The following is a 17,365-nucleotide window of genomic DNA, read 5'->3' as shown; positions in this document are numbered from 1 at the left end:
CATGGCGATGTTGGTCAGTGCATTGCTACTGTTGCTGAGCGCCGGCCTGCTGGCGAATCAGTATGTGGACATGCGTCGCCGCGAGCGGCTGGTGGCCCGGCGCCTGCGTGGCGAATTGGATGTGGACCCGCGTACCAGCAGCATCTGGCAGCGGCTGGGTGATAGTCGGCTCGGGCAGCGGGCCGTCAGCCTGGACAGCGAAACCCAGACCCTGCTTGACCGCATTGGCTGGCGCCGGGCGAGCCAGCGTTCGCAATTTGCCGCCTGGCAGGTGGGCACGCCCTTGGTGGCGTTGATTCTGGTGTGGAGCCTGCAGACGGTGTTTTTCCAGCCGGTGCAACATGACATGCTGGCGCCGATCTTCGCCCTGGGAGTGGGCTATATCCTGCCCAAGCGTGTGCTGGCCTGGGCCGCCGAGCGTCGCAAGCAGCAAGTGGCACGGGAGGTGTCGACCTTCATTCCCCTGCTGCGCATTCTGTTCGAGTCAGGCCTTGCCGTGGAGCAGGCGCTGCGCGTGTTGACCAACGAATCCCGGACGCTGCTGCCCGTGTTGTCCAGTGAACTGCGTGCCGTACTGAATCGCGTGGATTCAGGGCTGGAGCTTGGGGAGCAACTGGACAGCGCGGCCCGCCTGCTGGCGGTGGATGAATTCACTGACACCTGCGTGATTCTGCGCCAGTTGATCAGCCAGGGTGGGGGCGCAATGAAGTCCCTGCTTTCGCTCAAGCAACTGCTGGATGACCGGCGGCTGACGGGGCTGCAGGAATACATCTCCAAGCTCTCGGGCAAGATGTCCGTGGTGATGATGGTTTTTCTGTTTCCTGCCTTGTTGATCATATTGGCTGGCCCCGGCTTCATGGCGTTGTCGCGGGCCTTTGTACGATGATGCTGCATACCGGAGTTTCACGGATGAAAGTAGTGTTACTGGCAACCCTGCTGCTGGCCTTGGGCGGTTGCGCCGCCGACGGCCGATTTGACCTGCAGGCGCTCAACGGCAATGCCCGGCCCGGAATGTGCGCCAAGCCCACCCCGGAGCAGGAATTGTCGCTGAACCTGGCCGATGACATGGCCAACGAAGGTCGCCTGCACGCCAGCCTGGCCAACCTGGAAGGCCTGCCGCCTGACCTGGTGCAAGTGCGGGTGCGCAAGGCGCGGGTGCTGCGCCTGTTGGGGCGTGGCGAAGCCGAGCCGCTGTACCGTGGCCTGATCGGTACCTGCATGGCCGCCGAAGGCGAGCAGGGACTCGGCCAGCTGGCGGCGGCGCGGGGCGACAATGGCTTGGCCATGAGTCACTTGCAACGGGCCGCTCGTCTGTCGCCTACCGATGAGCGCATCCGCAATGACCTGGGGGTGGTGTACCTCAATCAACTGCGCCTGGACGATGCCCGCTTCGAGTTCCTCACGGCCATGGAACTGAAGCAGTCCGATACCTTGGCGGCCACCAATCTGGTGACGTTGCTGATCTATCAGGACAACTGGAAGCAGGCCGCCGAGTTGGTGACCCGCGCCAACCTCACGCCCGACCAGGTCAGCGATGCCCAGGCCCGGGCCGACAAGCTCAAGCACGGGAGCAAGGTGGTCGCGGCCATCGATACCCCGACCCCGTCAGCCAAATAACCCGCAGGAGGCAGCATGAGTGCCAAGGCATTGATCGTGGCGGCAGCGTTGATCACAGGTCCGGCCTGGGCCATCGAGCCGGGGCCGTCGTCGGCGCCGCAGAAGGGCACCGAGCAGTGGCTGCAGTTGCAGAGCAGCGGCGCCGCAGCGTCGCGCAATCCACAAGCCACCACGGCCGTGGAGAAAGAGGCGGCGATGAAGCGCTGGCTGGAGAGCTACACGCTGAAAATCCCGCAGTGGTACACGGACGAAGACTCGGGCGAGATCAGCAAGTAGAGCGCAGTTCGCGTTGGCGCGGGTTCATGGCCAGGGCCAGTTGCGTGCGGTTATGCATGTGGGTCAGGCGCAGTACCTGGCTGACGTAGAGTTTTACGGTGTTCTCGGTAATGCCCAGTTCGCAGGCGATCTGGTAGTTGGTCTGGCCCTTGCCTACCAGTTTTGCCACGGCCAGTTGCCGGGGCGACAGTTGATTGAAGTTGGGGGGGATGATCAGCGCCACGTTTTCGCGGGCTGCTTTGCTGACCTCGCCACGCAGTGGCCGCTGCGCACGTTCCAGGTCCTGGTATAGCGCCTCGATGGATTCGCTCAGGTACTGCAGCTTTTCGTTGAGATCGCCCAGTTGGCGGTACTCTTCCTGGCGTTCGGCAAGGCTGGCCTCATGTCGGCGCAGGCCTTCCAGCAGCTCGGCGGTATCCACCGGCTTCTGGTAGTAATCCACGAACCCCTCGCGCAAGGCCTTTATCACCTCCTGCTTGCCGGCGCGGTCGGTCATCATGATCGGCTCGAAAGGGCGCGCTTTCCCGGCAATATGCCGCAGTTCACGCAACAGTTCTATGCCGTCCAGCCCGGGCATGTGCAGGTCGCACAGTACCAGGCCGATATCCGCTGCCTGGGCGAAACGCTCCAGTGCCTGCTGGCTGCTGAACGCTGGGACGCAGCGGTAACCGTGGGCCTGCAGGAATTCACAGAGCTCTTCGACGATCGGTGGCTGGTCGTCGACCACCAGCACGGCGACGGGTGAGGCGGGCTTGTTCACGGGCGACTCCCTGCTGACGACCTGATGTAGACGGTCGTGTCCATTGGCCTGGTGGCACATGATGGCCACCAGGCTGCTGTCTTGAAGGTAGTACTACTTTGCGACTATGTACATGGAATGAGTGCGGTGGCCGATCAATGGATCCAGACTAGCGACGCCAGGAAGCCGGCCAGCAGGAAGGGTACGAACGGCGGCTTGGTGGTCGGGTCCGGTTGCAGGTTATGCAGGCGTTTGCGTGTTTTGATGCTCAATTGCTTCCACAGGCGTGGCCCCAGCAGCACCCAGGCGATCATTACCACCCCTGCGCCGATGAAGGTGCCCAGCACATGCATGCGGTCGGTGGCCAGCGCCAGCGCCCATAGCAATTTGACGTCGCCGGCACCCAAGCGGCCCGTCATGTAGCCGGGCAGGGTAAGCACCATGGCGATGGCCAGTGCCAGGCCGGCTTCCTCGACCGAGCCGCCCAGCCACGTATGGCCGCTGTAGAACAGAAAGAAAAGCGCAAACAGGGCTCCGCCCAAGGTCAGTCCGTTGGCAACCTGCCGCTGGCGGATGTCCTGTTCGGCGCATAGGGTGAACCAGATCAGGAGTACTAGGCTTGGCATCCGGTAAAAAACGTCCCTTTTTGTCGAATGATTCTATGCTCTAACACAGGTGTACTGTCAGGGTAGACGCGATCATGAATGCAAGCCTCCCCCGCAAGCAAAAAGGTGCCGCCGCGATCGAGTTCGCGCTGGTGTTCGTGATCTTTTTCGCGGTGTTCTACGGGGTGGTGGCCTACAGCCTGCCGCTGCTGATGATGCAATCATTCAACCAGGCCAGTGCCGAAGGCGTGCGGCGCGCGGTGTCGATCGACCCCACTACGTCAGGCTCCAATTACGCAGCGTTGGTCAGGTCAACGGCCACCACTGCCACGGCCAATGCCTTGACCTGGATTCCGCCGGGCCTGAACTTCAACTCGAGTTATATCTCAGTGAGCTACACCGGGGCAGGCAGTTCCTTGACGGTCACCATCCGCTACCCTTCCAGCAACATCAGCAACGTATTGCCTTTCCTCGTGTTGCCCGGGGTTGGTCAGGTGCCTAGCCTGCCCACCACCCTGACGGCTTCGGCGAGCCTTATCCTTTGAGTGCCGGCGAGAAGCTGTTCGGGCGATGGCGTTCGCAGCCTACGCCAGTGCTGCCGGTCGCCCTCGAAGTGGCGTCGCAGGTCACCAGTGGCTTGCAACTGTTGCTCGACGCCCAAGGGCAAGTGCTGCGTGTCAGTGGTCCGCTGCGCCACCAACTGGCGCCCCTTGCCGGTACTGACCGGCGCCTGGCGACTTACCTGATGCCCAATAGTCGGCTCGCGGTAGAAGGCGAACCGTCCGACTGGCAGGGGCAGACGTTGGACCTGGACTTCAAGGCCAGCGATGGCGCCTTGCCGACCCGCGGCTGGGTGCAGCACCAAAGTGAGGGCTGGGTGCTGCAGGTCTTCGATGTCAGCGATCTGCTGGCCGAGCGCGGCCAGCAGCAGGATCACGGCCAGTTCCAGCGTCTGCTCGCCACGATTGGCGAGCGCCTGCGCTTGAGTAGCCTGGAGCGCCTGGACGAGGTGCTCGTCGAGCAACTGCACGGCATCGCCAGCCATTGCCAACTGCCCGGTGTGGCGCTGGTGCTGCGTGACAGTGAGTCGGCGCAGTGGCGTTTGTTCTCTGACTGGTTGCGCCCCGGCGAAATCACCCTCTGGCCGGCAGAAACCCGGCTTAACCGCAGTTTGGCTGGCCTGGACAGTCACAGCGTGGTGGACACCGACCTGCTGGCCCCGGCCGCTGGCTGCCTGGTGCCCTATCGTGAAAATCAGGGCGTGGTGGGCTGGTTGCTGTGTGCCTTGCCGCCCACTGACGTGCCCACGGCATTGCGCGAGCAGGGCGTGGCGCTGCTGGCTGCGCTTGCCGGCCCGGTGCTGGCGCGGCTGGCCGAACGTGGCCATCGTCATCAGCTGGAACGCCTGGAAACCTTGCAGGGCCTGATGGGCACCGGCTGGTGGGAGTTCTTCCCCGAACGCGACAGCCTGCAACTGGCCCCTGGCCTGGCCCAGGCGCTGCATGCGCCGGAGCAACTGGCGCTGGCCGATTGGCTGGCCCTGATCCATCCGGCCGATCGCACTGAATTGCAAAGCCGCCTGCGCGACGTGCAGCGTGGCCATGAACTGATGCTCAGCGTGCGCCTGCACAATGCCGACACGCCCATCTGGTACCGCATCCAGGGGCGGGTGCTGGAAGGCGACCGCATCCGTCGCGTGGTGGGCATGATGCTCGACATCAGCGACATCAAAAACCAGCAACAGCAGGCCACGGCCGCCCACAAGCGCCTGGACAACGTCATCGCCAGCTCGCCGGCGGTCATCTACGTGCAACGCTATGCCGAGGGCGCCCTGCAACCCTCGTTTTTCAGCGACAGCCTGCGGCCGTTGCTGGGTTGGACCCTGGAAGACTGCCAGGACGGCGAGCTGGCGCAATGGGTACACCCCGACGATCGCGATGGCTACTTCCAGCGCACTCGCCAACTGCTGCGCGAAGGCGCCGTGCGCAGCCGTTATCGCTTGCGCGACAAGCAGGGCAACTACCATTGGCTGCTGGACGAGGCGCGGTTGTTGCGCGACGACCTGGGCATGCCGGTGGAGGCCGTGGGCCTGTGGTTGGACATCACCGAAGCCACCGTCGCCTCGGAGCGCGTGCGGGAAAGCGAAGAGCGTTATCGCATCCTGGTAGAGGACTCGCCGGCGATGATTTGCCGCTACCGCCCCGACCTGACCCTGACCTTCGGCAACCAGCCGCTGGCGCGTTACCTGGAGTGCACCACCGACGAGCTGCCAGGCATCAACCTGGGTAACTGGCTGTCCGATGAGCAGCGCGCTGCGTTCATCCAGCGCGTACGCACGCTAACCCCGCAAAACCCCGTCAGCGCGTCGGAAATCGCCCTGCAATTGCCGGGGCGCGAGCATGCATGGTGGGTGTGGTCGGACCGTGGCGTGTTCGACGATCGCGGCCAACTGGTGGAGATCCAGGCCGTGGGCCGCGACAACACCGAAGTGCGCCGCACCCAGCAGCAACTGACCCAAAGCGCGAAAATGGCCACCCTGGGCGAAATGGCCACCGGCCTTGCCCACGAGATCAACCAGCCGCTGAACGTAATGCGCATGGCCATCGTCAACGTGCTCAAGCGCCTGAGCAACGGCGATGTGCAGATCGATTACCTGCAGGACAAGCTCAACCGCATCGACTCCCAGGTGCAGCGCGCCGCGCGGGTGGTGGACCACATGCGCGTGTTCGGCCGCCGTTCGGAAATCGAGATGCAACTGTTCAACCCCAAGGTGGCGGTGGAGGGCACCTTGTCACTGTTGTCCGAGGGCATGAAAGGCAAGGGCGTGGAGTTGCGCGTGCCGGAGATGACCCTGGACGTGCAGGTGCGCGGGCATGTGGATCAGCTTGAGCAGGTGCTGATCAACCTGATGGTCAATGCCCGGGATGCCCTGCTGTCCAAGCGTGAAGGCAATCGTGAGCTTGAGCCGTGGATCGAGACCACGGGGGAGTCGGATGAGGAGAAGGTGCGGCTCTATGTGCAGGACAATGGCGGCGGCATTCCCCCGCGCTTGCTGGAGAAAATCTTCGAACCGTTCTTCACCACCAAGCCGGTCGGTGTGGGCACTGGGCTGGGGTTGTCGGTGAGTTACGGCATCATCGAAAACATGGGTGGGCGGTTGAGTGTGGTCAACACCGAAGAAGGGGCGCGCTTCTGCATTGAGCTGCCCATCGCCCGGTCAGAACCGGAAGCGACAGCCCCAGCCTCGTAGCCGCCAGGCTACAGCACCAGCTGTGAACGGCCAGTATGGCAGGTTAGATTCGCCCCGACGTCGAGGGTGGCGAGGTCTAAGCCCAAAAGACTTAGCAGATTATTTATTATCGGGTCCAGCAATGGGCCCAGTATTGCACTCAAGGCTGAGCCTACGCTGCCCAAGAGAGTACTCACGATAGTTCCCACCAGGGCGAAGAGGCCGCCCGAGTTGCTACTGACTGACACCAGGGTGGAGTTGGATAAGCTGCTGCCAAGGTTGGTTACGATGTTGTTTGACGAAAATGTCTTGTAAAGCGGTGCCTGCCCTACGTTGGGGGCAGGGGTGTACACTGAAGTGTTGGTACCAGGGGCCACTTTGAAGTTGCCACCCAGCTTGACCGTGGCGATAGTTGATGGGGTTCTGGCACCGCACACTAATGCTCCGAGCAAGCTGCGGGTGCAGGTTTTCGTGCCGATATCCACCAGGGTAAGCGGGCTGTCTACGGGGGGGCTGGCCGATGAAAAGAAACTGGTTGAATCTATGCTGCCTAGAATGATCGTAGCCGCTGACTGGTCAGATTGAACGGTGAGTGCTTTATTCGTGCCTGTGCAGTCAGGCTTGATGACATAGGCACTGCCGGTGGCAGCCAATACCCCTACGTCAATTGAGACGCTCGCTGTTGCGTCTGGCATCGCGGTGCAGGTGCCAACTATACATAGGGTGTCTGACAAAAAGTTGATGGCTCCCGTCGCGAGCGAAACGGCGCTATTGACCAAGCCGGATTGAAACGAAATCAACAGTCGGGTTTGTGCGGTCGATACGTAAATCCTGTCGGCTCCCGTTGGATTGAGTTTGGCACGATCAGGGTTGCCGGTAGCCGAAAACTGCGGGGGCTGGATCAGGCCCAATTTGACACTGACGTTGGCCAGCGCCCCAAGATTCACACCGGCGCTGATATCCAAGGCCTTGCCTTTTCCCGCCACCTGAACGAGCCCCTGCACTAATTGCAGCAACTGTACGTTGGCATCCAGCCCGGCGGTGCTGGTACCAGTGGCTGCCTGGATCAAACTCCCCAGCTTGATCGTAGAGCCGCTGCCCAGCGCTGAGATCTGTCCAAGGGTCGAGGTTACAGAGACGGCTGAGCCACTTTGCTGGACCACTGTGGCGGCTGCCTGCACCAAGGTCGCGACGCTCACATTAGTATTCAGCAGCGTGGTGTAGTCCCCCACTGTGACACCGGCGGATAGGGCGGCCTGGTTCAGGTAACTGAGCAAGTTGAGGTTGGTATTGGCCAACCCTTGGTATTGGACCGCAGTCAGGTTCAGGCTACCACCCAGAACTCCGCCAATTAAGGCGTTGAGCAGGGCCGATTGGCTGCTGCTGATGCTGACTAACCCGCTGCGAATCGTGAGCTGTGCCAAAGGATCCCCCACATACCCCGCCGTAGCCGTGGCATGCAGCGTGGTATTGGTACTGAAACTACCGCCGGCCAGCAGCGTCCACAGCCCATTGGCGAAGCTGGTAGTTACCGTCTGAGCTGCCGTTACCTGGATGGCCTGGGTTGCAGTGGTACTGGCGGTAAAGGTGCGCAGGTTGTTGCTGCCGGTGGTCAGCGTGCCGCAGGTCGCTGTCAGGGTATTGCCGCTGCCCACGGTGTACCCGTTTCGCGCGGCGCTGGCTTTGGCCTGGGTCAGGGCGTTGACGCCGGTGCCACTGCACACGGCATTGAGGTTGGAGGCTTCCAGCGCCGCAGTGTCGACCACTCGCTGTAGCGCGCGCTTTTCCATGTACAAGCGCCCAGTGTCGATCACCAGCAACATGAACAACAACGCCATCCCCAGCGTAATCGCCGCCATCAACCCGATAGCACCGCGTTGCCGGTGCACAGAAGCAAAGCGCGGGACCATCGAGCACTCCTTGCTGACACTGTCACATCCAGTGGGTGTGTTTCAGCGTAGCAGGTGAGGTCGGTGTTGCCCGCATCGCGACCAAGGTCGGCTCCTACGCCGTTCTTGGTCGCGATGCAGGCCTGTAGCAGCTGACGAAGGCTGCGTCAGGTTCACGCGTTGAATCAGGTATACCGCAGCGTCCGTGACGCGGCCTGGCGGCCGCTGCTACAGGGGGCGGCGTTGTTTGCGATGGGGGTCACGCTATTTCGGCGGGTAGTTCGACAACACCTTGGTCACGGTCTTCTGGATGGCCGCGGTACGCTCGGATGGGCTAGGCGGGTAATTGTTCATCACCTGCTCCGAGCTGCCACGCCACACCAGCTTGCCGTCGCGGCCGTCCAGCAGGTCCACCTGAATGGTCGCTACCTTGTAGTCCACGCTGCGGGTTTCGTTGTAGGCCGGGCCACCCCAGTAGCCGCCCCAGTAACCACCCCAGGCGCCGCCGTAGTTGGTGGTGATCTGCTGTTGGCGGTTTTCCACGATCAGGTAGGTCTGCACGCTCAGGTCACCCTGGGCGCCGGCCTTGGCTGGCCGCAGGCCGCGCTGGTCCAGCTCGCTGGCCACGGCTTCGCGGATGCGTTGCTCGGTCAGGTCACTCTTGATGCGCGGGTCATCAGGGCGGTACTGCAGGGCCGGGGTCTTCCAGCTCCAGCTGCGGTAGGCGGCGAAGTCACGACTGGCATCGAAGTCGTGATTGACCCGGTTGCTTTCGCACGCACTGAGCAGCAGCGCAACCAGTGACAGTAATGCAAGACGGCGGAACATGATGACGTTCTCCCTTTGCCTAGCGTGGGGGGTAGGCCGTGAGGGCCTTGTTGACGGCTGTGCGCAAGGCATCGCCGCGTTGACTGATGCTGCCACGGCCGTCGCTCTCGGCGCTGGTGCTCCACACCGGCTGTCCGCTGGCGCCGTCGAACAGGGTCAGGCGTACCACCATCACCTGCACTTCATAGGTGCGCACCACCGGCGGGTAGCCGCCGTACGGGCCGTAGGGGCCATACCCCGGCCCCGGGCCGTAGTCTTCCTGCACCTGGCGCAGGCGTTTCTCCATGCGCACATCGGTGCTCACCAGCAGGTCGGCAGGGCCGTTGCGGGCGGGGCGCAGCCCGCGCTGGTCCAGGCCTTCACTGACGGCTTCGGCAATCTGGTTGGAGTCGGCCAGGGGGCTGCCCGGCGGCAACTGGTGGTTGAACCAGGTCCAGCTGCGGTAGCTGGCGAAGTCCCGGGGCGCGGCCGGGTAGGCGCTGGCGTCGAAGCTCTGCGCCGCTTGCGGCGGCGCAGGTGGCAGCGGGTTGGAGCTGGCCGTGTAAGGGTTGGGGCTTTGGCAGGCCGCCAGTGTCAGGCAGATCAGGCTCAGGGCAAATGGGCGGTACATGGTGATCTCCACAGCGTCAGACGGGACGGCAGATCCAGTGCAGATAGCGGCCAAGGCCCGCGTACGCCGGGTGGCGCCGGTAGGCCAGTTCCATTTCCAGCAAGTCATCGAGCGCGGCCTTCTTCTGGAAGTCGACCGGCATGTAGTCGTGGAATACCCTGACACCGCTTCTGCTTTCGACAAGCCAGTGGCCATCAAGTTGCGCCTGCAACTCGCGCGGGTCCAAGGGCATTTGCGGGGTCAGGCTTTGCTTCTCGCCAGCCATGTCGTTGCTGCGCAATTTGCGGAAGTGGCCCTTGAGCAGGTTGCGGTACACCAGCGCGTCGCGGTTGTAGAACGCCAGCGACAGCCAGCCGCCGGGGGCTACCAGGCTGTGCAGTACCGGCAGGATGGTGTGCGGCTCGGCCAGCCATTCCAGCACGGCGTGGCAGATGACCAGGTCGTATTGTTCGGTCAGCAGGCCGGGCAGGTCCTGCCAGGGCGCCTGGATGAACGTGGCGGCAAGGCCTGCTTCGGCGAAGCGCTGGCGGGCGCCGTCGAGCATGGGCTCGGCGGGTTCGGCCAGGGTTACCTGGTGGCCCTGTTCAGCCAGCCACAGCGACATGTGGCCCAGGCCGGCGCCGATGTCCAGCACGCGCAGCGGGCGCTGGGGCAGGGCTTCGGTCAGGTCGGCCTGCAGCACGGCCAGGCGGATGGCACCCTTGGCGCCGCCATAGATTTTCTCGGCGAAGCGGGTGGCCAGTTGGTCGAAATGACGGTCGCTCATTTGGCAAACCGCGCTTCGCTGTGGGCCAGTTTGCTGCGCACCACGTGTTCCATGTCCAGGCCCAGTTCGCTGCACAACAGCAGCAGATAGAGGACGATGTCGCCCACTTCCTGGCCGGCGTGTTCAAGTTGGTCGGCTGGCAATTGGCGCGACTGGTCTTCGCTGAGCCATTGGAAAATTTCCACCAGCTCGGCCATTTCGACGCTGGCGGCCATGGCCAGGTTCTTGGGGCTGTGGAAGCCACGCCAGTCATTGTTGTCGCGGATGCGATGCAGGCGTTGGGTCAGTTCTTCGAGGTTCATGGTGCTCTCCTGTACCTCAAGCTTGGGGCGCAGGGGCGCGGGGCGCAAGAGCGACGCGAATGAAAATCTGTATGGGGGCTGAAACGGATGCACATTTCCCTGTAGCCGCTGCCGCAGGCTGCGCTGGCCCAGATGGTCGCTGGGGATTTTCAGTGAACCCAGGGGCCAGCGCAGCCTGGCGGCAGCGGCTACAGGGTCAGGCGAGTACGGCCGTCCAGGCTGAGATCAGCAGCAACACCGCCAGCACCTGGTTCATGCGCTGCATGGCCTGGGGCGAGCGCAGCCAGCGGGCGGAGCCGGCGCCCAGTAGGGCCCAGCAGGCCATGCACGGCAGCGAGACGAGGAAAAACGCCAGCGCCAGCCAGTGCACCGCCAGCCCCCGGGCACTGAACACGCTGACCACTGCCAGCGCCATCATCCAGGTCTTGGGGTTGACCAGTTGCAGGCTGGCCGCGCTGGCCACGCTCAACCGGCGTTCATCGCGGGCATCGACGGCCTCTGCAGGTGCGGCCCAGATTTTCCAGGCCAGGGAGGTCAGCCACAGCAGGCCGATCACGGTCATGGCTGGTTGCACATAGGGCAGCGTCATCAGCGTGCGCCCAAGGCCGGTGCCCACCGCCAGCACGATCAACGCCGCCGCCGCGCAGGCGCCGAAGATGATCGGCAGCGCGGCAGGCAGGCCAAACCGTGCGCTGTTGCTCAGCACCAGGATGTTGGTGGGCCCGGGGGTGATGGAGGCGACGAAAGCGAACAGCAAAAAGGCGAGCATGGCAGGCTCCAAAGGCAGGGAGTGGCCATGATCAACCACGTCTGTGGTTCAGTCTGGAAGGTTTGAGCAGCGCTTGCGGTACGCCGCCGGCGTCATGCCATAGGCGCGCAGGAACCAGCGGCCCAGGTGGCTCTGGTCGGCGAAACCCAGGTCGCTGGCCACATCGGCGGGCCAGGCGCCACCCGCCAGCAGGCGACGGGCGCGGGCCAGGCGCAGTTGCACCAGGTAGGCGTGGGGCGGCAGGCCGTAAGCGGCCTTGAAGGCGCGGGTCAGGCGATAGCGGTCCACGCCGCACGCCAGCGCCAGTTCGTCCATGCCCAGGTCGCGGTAGCAGTGGGCGTGCAGGTAGTCGCGGGCGCGTTGCGCCACCAGTGGCAGGCGCGGATCGCTGGCCTGGCGCTGACGCCATTGGGTGTGCTCGGTCAGGCGCGCAAGCAAGCCGTCCAGGGCGCTCTGGCGCACGATGCGCAGTTCCTGGCCGTGCAGCGCGCCGAAGGCGAACAGGGCGGCGTGGGCCAGGCGCGGGTCTTGGGTCAGGGTTTCGGCGAAGCTGAGCGCGTGGTTGGCCGGGGCGCCCTCGAACAGGCTGGACAGTTCGCGCTCCAGCCACTGCGGGTCCAGGTACAACATGCGATAGGTGAAGCCGGCATTGTCTGGCGCTTCGCCGTCATGGATCTCGCCCGGCTCGATCAGGAAGATCTTGCCCGGTGTGCTGTCGTGCCGCGTGCGCCGGCAGTTGAAGCGCTGCACGCCTTGCTCGGTGACGCCCACCAGGTAGCTGTCATGCCAGTGCGGGTCGTAGGCATGACCTTTGTAAAAGTGGGCGCGCAGGGTTTCGATGCCGGTTTCCCGGTCCTGGGCCAGGTCGATCCAGTTGGCAGGGTTCATGGGCCAAGCTTAACGCGCGCGCGCCGGGGGCTGTCTAGAAGCTTTGTGCAGCCCCCGGGCGGATCATTCGATCAGCGACCAGTGGCCTTCCATGTGCAGCAAGTCACCCTTGCCCTTGAGTTCAAACTGGCCGCTGGCGCCACCGGTGCTGGCCCACAGCACCAGCTCGCTGGGCAGGCGCACGGGTTTGCGGAACTGCGCGTGCACGTCGTAATTGGCCGCCGGCAGCTGTTCGCGCAAGGCCGCCAGGGAGCGTGCCTTGCTCCACATGCCATGGGCGATGGCGGTGGGGAAGCCGAACAGTTTGGCGGTGGCGGCGCTCAGGTGGATCGGGTTGTAGTCGCCGGAGACCTTGGCGTACTGGCGGCCGCAGTCGTTGCCCGCGTACCAGCGTGCCTGTTCGAGCATCGGCGCCGTGCCGGCCTGCAACTCGGCGGCCGGGGACCCTTCAAGCTTCACGCCACGGCACAGCATGACGCTGGTCTCTTCCCACAGCGGGCCCAGGCTATCGTCGATGCGGGTGATCAGGTCGAAGGTCGCGCCTTTCTCGTGAGGTTGCAGGTTGTCCACATGTACCCGCGCATGCACGCGACTCAGGCCGCCCAAGGGGCGCAGCACACGAATGCTGTTGCTCAAGTGCACCAGGCCCAGCAGTGGAAAAGGGAAGTCATGACTGGTGAGCAACTGCATCTGCAGGGCAAAGGCCATGACGTGTGGATAAGTGGGCGGCAACAGGCCGCTTTCGCCGAACCCGCACACCTGCCGGTACGCGGCCACCCGCTGGTTATCCACCGTCAGCCAGGCGCGCAGGCCGGTGTCCGGCAACTGCTGGCCGCTGATTTTGCGGCGCAGCGCGGCGCGGGTGGACAGGCCGGAAAGGGAGGCGACGCGGTCGAGGTCCTGCCAGTGCACGCTCATGCTCAAGCCCCCACCACGCTTTGGCCGCACACCCGCAGCACTTGGCCGTTGACCGCGCCACTGCCCGGTTGCGCCAGCCAGGCCACGGCCTCGGCCACATCCTGAGGCAGGCCGCCCTGGCCCAGGGCGTTGGTGCGCCGGCCGGCTTCGCGCAGGGCGAAAGGCATCTGCGCGGTCATGTGGGTTTCAATGAAGCCAGGGGCCACCGCGTTGATGCTGGCGCCACGTTCGGCCAGCGTCGGCGCGTAGGCTTGGGCCAGGCCGATCAGCCCGGCCTTGCTGGCGGCGTAGTTGGTTTGCCCGCGATTGCCGGCGATGCCGCTGGTGGACGACAGCAGGATCACCCGGCCATTGTCCTTCAGGGTGCCGCTGTCGAACAGCGCCTGGGTCAGCCGTTGCGGGGCGTTGAGGTTCACGGCCAGCACCGAGTCCCAGTATTCGGGCGTCATGTTGACCAGGGTCTTGTCGCGGGTGATGCCGGCGTTGTGCACCACCACGTCGACGCCATCGGGCAACGCCGCGATCAGTTGCTGCGCGGCATCGGCGGCGCAGATGTCCAGGTCCACGGTGCGCCCGCCCAGGCGTGCGGCCAGGGCGTCGAGGTCGGCCTTGGCCTGCGGCACGTCCAGCAGAATCACCTCGGCGCCGTCGCGCGCCAGGGTTTCGGCGATGGCAGCGCCGATGCCTCGGGCGGCACCGGTGACCAGGGCTTTCTTGCCGGCCAGGGGCCGAGTCCAATCGGCGACCTGCGTGGCGCACGCGCCCAAGCGCAGCACCTGGCCGTCCACAAAAGCGCTTTTGGGCGACAGGAAGAAGCGCAGGGCGCCTTCCAGCTCGCTCTCAGCGTCCAGTTGCAGCAGTTGCAGCACGCCGCCGTTGCGCAGTTCTTTGGAGAGCGAACGAGTAAAGCCTTCGATGGCCTTCTGGGCAATGTGCGCGGCAGGTTCCAGACCGTCTGGCACGCGGCCCAGCACCAGCAGGTGGGCGCTGTTGTCGAGGCTTTTGATCAACGGCTGGAAGAATTCACGCAGTTGCTTGAGCTCGCTGATGTCGGCGATATGGCTGGCGTCGTACACCACGGCCTTGATTTTCGGGCCCAGGCCAGGGGTCCAGGCGGGCAGGGCGGTACCCTCGCTGGCAAAAGCGAAGGCGCTGTCCGTCAGCTTCGGCGCAAATTCGGCCACCTTCGCCGCCAGTGGCCCGCCGCCTACCAGCAAGCTGCCTTCGATCGGCCGCAGCCGCCCGGCCTGCCAGCGCTCCAGCCGGGCCGGGGTGGGCAGCCCGACGGCGCCTACCAGGCGGCGGCCGATGTCGGAATTGGCGAAGTCGATATAACGGTCGGACATGGAACGCTCCCCGGCAGATTGAGTTCAAAGTGTGGACCACGTTAGCGGGTCAGTCGTTCGCTCGGGCACGTTTGATCTACCGTAGCCGCTGCCGCAGGCTGCGCTGGCCCCTGAGTACACTGGAAATCTCCGGCGAGGCATGTGGCCAGCGCAGCCTGGCGGCAGCGGCTACGGTAATGGGTACCTTGCCCACTTTTACAGGGAGTCTCACATGAATGCAGTGCGTCGGGTCGCCATCATCGGCGGCAATCGCATCCCCTTTTCCCGCGCCAACGGGCCTTACGCACGGGCCAGCAACCAGGCCATGCTGACAGCCGCCCTGGAGGGCCTGATCGAACGCTTCGGCCTGCATGGCCTGCGCATGGGCGAGGTGGCGGCAGGGGCGGTGCTGAAGCTGTCACGTGATTTCAACCTGACCCGTGAATGCGTGCTGGGCTCGCGCCTGTCACCGCAAACCCCGGCCTACGACGTGACCCAGGCCTGCGGCACCGGGCTGGAAGCGGCCTTGCTGGTGGCCAACAAGATCGCCCTGGGGCAGATCGAGTGCGGTATTGCTGGCGGTGTGGACACGGCTTCCGATGCGCCGATCGCGGTTAGCGAAGGCTTGCGCCAGATTCTTCTGCAGGTCAACCGCGCCAAGAGCACGGCGGACAAGGCCAAGGCGTTCCTGCAGTTACGGCCGCATCATCTCAAGCCGGAACTGCCACGCAATGGCGAGCCGCGCACAGGCCTGTCCATGGGCCAACACTGTGAACTGATGGCAAAAACCTGGCACATCAGCCGCGAAGACCAGGACCTGCTGGCCCTGCACAGCCACCAGAACATGGCCCGCGCCTACGCCGATGGCTGGCACGACGACCTGGTGACACCGTTCCTGGGCCTGACCCGCGACAATAACCTGCGCCCTGACCTGACCCTGGAAAAGCTCGCTGCCCTCAAGCCCGTGTTCGAGCGCAGCGCGCAGGGCACCCTGACAGCCGGCAACTCGACGCCACTGACCGACGGTGCCTCGGTGGTGCTGTTGGGCAGCGAAGACTGGGCGCGCGAGCGCGGCTTGCCGATACTGGCCTACCTGCGCGACGGCGAGACGGCGGCGGTGGACTTCGTCAACGGCCACGAGGGCCTGCTGATGGCCCCGGCCTACGCCGTGCCGCGCCTGCTGGCGCGCAACGGCCTGACCCTGCAGGACTTCGATTACTACGAGATTCACGAAGCCTTCGCCGCCCAAGTGCTGTGCACCCTCAAGGCCTGGGAAGACCCCGATTACTGCCGCACGCGCCTGGGGTTGGATGCGCCGCTTGGGTCTATCGACCGCAGTAAACTCAACGTCAAGGGCAGCTCCCTGGCCGCCGGGCACCCCTTCGCCGCCACCGGCGGGCGCATCCTGGCCAACCTGGGCAAGCTGCTGGCCCAGGCGGGCAGCGGCCGCGGGCTGATCTCCATCTGCGCCGCCGGCGGCCAGGGCGTCACCGCGATTATCGAACGCTGACCGGGGCCTGGGCGTCGATCTCGGCCAGGGTCTGCGCCTTGATGCGGTGCGAGTAGCTTTCGGCAATCACCGAGCAGACGATCAACTGCAGCGGGTGGTAGATCATGATCGGCAGCAGGATCAGCCCGAGGCCCGGGTTGGCGCCGAAGATCAGCGCTGCCATGGGCGCACCCGCCGCCAGGGATTTCTTGGTGGCGCAGAACACCGCGGCCACCTCGTCGGCGTGGTTGAAGTGCAAAGCCTTGGCGCTGCGCGTGGTCAGCACCAGGATCACCGCCAGCAGGATCGCCGTGCCGACAAACGCGGTGACCAGCACCGTGTCACCCTGCTGCTGCCACAGGCCGGAGACCATCGAGTTGCAGAACGCGGCGTACACCAGCAGCAGAATCACCAGCTTGTCGATGACGTTGGTGTACTTCTTGTAGCGGGCGAAGAATTTGCCCAGCAGCGGGCGCATCAGCTGGCCCAGCACCAGCGGCAGCAACAGCATGGCGCACAGGTCCAGCAGGGTCTTGCCCAGGTCGATGCCGCCGCTGCCAGTACCCACCACCAGGCTCACCAGCCACGGCGTGATGAAAATGCCCAGTACGCTGGACAGGCTGGCATTGAGGATGGCCGCCGGCACGTTGCCCGACGCGCTGCCGGTGAGCGCCACCGACGAAGAAATGGTCGAGGGCAGGGCGCACAGGTAGAAGAAGCCCAGCATCAGCGTCGGCGAGACGAATGCGCCGAATAGCTTGTCGCACGCCAGCCAGATCAGCGGGAACACCACAAACGTGAATACCTGCACCATGAGGTGCAGCCGGGTGTTTTTCAGGCCGTGACGGATCTGCTCGCCGGACAGGTTGATGCCGTGCATGAAGAACACCACGAACACCCCGGCGTTGATCACGTACTCGGCGTGCATGGAGCCGCCGCTGGCGCCGAAGCGCGGGAAGAAGTACGCCAGCAGCGTGGCGAGGAACATGCCGAGCAGAAACCAGTCGGTGACTACGCGTTTAAGGTGTTTGAGCGCTTGCATAGCGGGATCCTGCGGACGGATTTGTAATCATTGGTCGCAAAGATTACCGTGGGCCATCTTCTGCCGTCTTGCG

18 protein-coding genes are annotated in these 17,365 nt (G+C 64.4%); 6 read left to right on the top strand and 12 right to left on the bottom strand.

The features are described from left to right. Nucleotide 1 precedes the first annotated feature (1 nt). The 3 genes from ACZ9GA_RS25265 to ACZ9GA_RS25255 are packed head-to-tail and all read left to right on the top strand — an operon-like array spanning nucleotide 2 to nucleotide 1,893. Entirely contained in the window at nucleotides 2–886 is an 885-nt protein-coding gene (locus tag ACZ9GA_RS25265; RefSeq protein WP_457359975.1) for a type II secretion system F family protein, read from the top strand. 23 nt (nucleotides 887–909) lie between these two features. Then, complete coding sequence (locus tag ACZ9GA_RS25260) at nucleotides 910–1,617, top strand: tetratricopeptide repeat protein (RefSeq protein ID WP_457359977.1); 708 nt, start codon at nucleotides 910–912, stop codon at nucleotides 1,615–1,617. A 15-nt stretch (nucleotides 1,618–1,632) separates the two neighbouring features. After that, the gene (locus tag ACZ9GA_RS25255) at nucleotides 1,633–1,893 is read left to right on the top strand and encodes a DUF3613 domain-containing protein (RefSeq protein ID WP_457359979.1); all 261 of its coding nucleotides are present in this window, start codon (nucleotides 1,633–1,635) and stop codon (nucleotides 1,891–1,893) included. Here ACZ9GA_RS25255 and ACZ9GA_RS25250 read toward each other — a convergent pair. Both ACZ9GA_RS25250 and ACZ9GA_RS25245 read right to left on the bottom strand, forming a co-directional pair. After that, a complete protein-coding gene (locus tag ACZ9GA_RS25250; RefSeq protein ID WP_457359981.1) occupies nucleotides 1,883–2,653 on the bottom strand; it encodes a response regulator transcription factor in 771 nt (256 codons plus the stop codon). The genes ACZ9GA_RS25255 and ACZ9GA_RS25250 overlap by 11 nt on opposite strands. Nucleotides 2,654–2,787: 134 nt before the next feature. Then, complete coding sequence (locus ACZ9GA_RS25245) at nucleotides 2,788–3,258, bottom strand: prepilin peptidase (RefSeq protein ID WP_457359983.1); 471 nt, start codon at nucleotides 3,256–3,258, stop codon at nucleotides 2,788–2,790. Nucleotides 3,259–3,332: 74 nt separating this feature from the next. On the opposite strand from ACZ9GA_RS25245, the gene ACZ9GA_RS25240 reads away from it, so the two are divergent. Further along, the gene (locus tag ACZ9GA_RS25240; RefSeq protein ID WP_457359985.1) at nucleotides 3,333–3,782 is read left to right on the top strand and encodes a TadE/TadG family type IV pilus assembly protein; all 450 of its coding nucleotides are present in this window, start codon (nucleotides 3,333–3,335) and stop codon (nucleotides 3,780–3,782) included. Then, a complete protein-coding gene (locus ACZ9GA_RS25235) occupies nucleotides 3,779–6,487 on the top strand; it encodes a PAS domain-containing sensor histidine kinase (protein WP_457359986.1) in 2,709 nt (902 codons plus the stop codon). Before ACZ9GA_RS25240 ends, ACZ9GA_RS25235 begins: the two co-directional genes overlap by 4 nt. A gap of 8 nt (nucleotides 6,488–6,495) precedes the next feature. Here the strand turns inward: ACZ9GA_RS25235 and ACZ9GA_RS25230 are convergent, their stop codons facing one another. The 9 genes from ACZ9GA_RS25230 to ACZ9GA_RS25190 form a co-directional block, all read right to left on the bottom strand. After that, complete coding sequence (locus ACZ9GA_RS25230) at nucleotides 6,496–8,376, bottom strand: pilus assembly protein TadG-related protein (RefSeq protein WP_457359988.1); 1,881 nt, start codon at nucleotides 8,374–8,376, stop codon at nucleotides 6,496–6,498. A 243-nt stretch (nucleotides 8,377–8,619) separates the two neighbouring features. Then, a complete protein-coding gene (locus ACZ9GA_RS25225) occupies nucleotides 8,620–9,183 on the bottom strand; it encodes a DUF4136 domain-containing protein (RefSeq protein ID WP_457359990.1) in 564 nt (187 codons plus the stop codon). Between the two features lie 19 nt (nucleotides 9,184–9,202). After that, the gene (locus ACZ9GA_RS25220) at nucleotides 9,203–9,793 is read right to left on the bottom strand and encodes a DUF4136 domain-containing protein (protein WP_457359992.1); all 591 of its coding nucleotides are present in this window, start codon (nucleotides 9,791–9,793) and stop codon (nucleotides 9,203–9,205) included. Nucleotides 9,794–9,809: 16 nt separating this feature from the next. Continuing rightward, entirely contained in the window at nucleotides 9,810–10,559 is a 750-nt protein-coding gene (locus ACZ9GA_RS25215) for a methyltransferase domain-containing protein (RefSeq protein WP_457359994.1), read from the bottom strand. Continuing rightward, the gene (locus tag ACZ9GA_RS25210) at nucleotides 10,556–10,861 is read right to left on the bottom strand and encodes a MazG-like family protein (protein ID WP_455924149.1); all 306 of its coding nucleotides are present in this window, start codon (nucleotides 10,859–10,861) and stop codon (nucleotides 10,556–10,558) included. The genes ACZ9GA_RS25215 and ACZ9GA_RS25210 overlap by 4 nt, the downstream gene beginning before the upstream one ends. 196 nt (nucleotides 10,862–11,057) lie before the next feature. Next, complete coding sequence (locus ACZ9GA_RS25205; RefSeq protein WP_457359996.1) at nucleotides 11,058–11,630, bottom strand: LysE family translocator; 573 nt, start codon at nucleotides 11,628–11,630, stop codon at nucleotides 11,058–11,060. A 48-nt stretch (nucleotides 11,631–11,678) separates the two neighbouring features. Continuing rightward, nucleotides 11,679–12,518, bottom strand: coding sequence for an AraC family transcriptional regulator (locus tag ACZ9GA_RS25200; protein WP_027979609.1), 840 nt, complete (start codon nucleotides 12,516–12,518; stop codon nucleotides 11,679–11,681). A 63-nt stretch (nucleotides 12,519–12,581) separates the two neighbouring features. After that, nucleotides 12,582–13,436: a MaoC/PaaZ C-terminal domain-containing protein gene (locus ACZ9GA_RS25195; protein ID WP_457359998.1), complete on the bottom strand. Its 855-nt coding sequence runs from the start codon at nucleotides 13,434–13,436 to the stop codon at nucleotides 12,582–12,584. 2 nt (nucleotides 13,437–13,438) lie between these two features. After that, on the bottom strand, nucleotides 13,439–14,782 hold the full coding sequence (locus tag ACZ9GA_RS25190; RefSeq protein ID WP_457360000.1) for a 3-oxoacyl-ACP reductase: 1,344 nt from the start codon (nucleotides 14,780–14,782) through the stop codon (nucleotides 13,439–13,441). A gap of 211 nt (nucleotides 14,783–14,993) precedes the next feature. Between ACZ9GA_RS25190 and ACZ9GA_RS25185 the strand changes: the two genes are divergently transcribed. Next, a complete protein-coding gene (locus ACZ9GA_RS25185) occupies nucleotides 14,994–16,271 on the top strand; it encodes an acetyl-CoA C-acetyltransferase (RefSeq protein ID WP_457360002.1) in 1,278 nt (425 codons plus the stop codon). On the opposite strand, the gene ACZ9GA_RS25180 is transcribed toward ACZ9GA_RS25185, so the two are convergent. Then, nucleotides 16,258–17,292 (bottom strand): bile acid:sodium symporter family protein, encoded by a 1,035-nt coding sequence (locus tag ACZ9GA_RS25180; protein WP_457360004.1) that lies wholly within the window; start codon nucleotides 17,290–17,292, stop codon nucleotides 16,258–16,260. The genes ACZ9GA_RS25185 and ACZ9GA_RS25180 overlap by 14 nt on opposite strands. Nucleotides 17,293–17,365: the final 73 nt, after the last annotated feature.

Source organism: Pseudomonas sp. TE3644 (assembly GCF_056278815.1).
The sequence above is the reverse complement of the archived record's forward strand: the minus strand, read 5'-3'. Positions and strand labels throughout refer to the sequence as shown.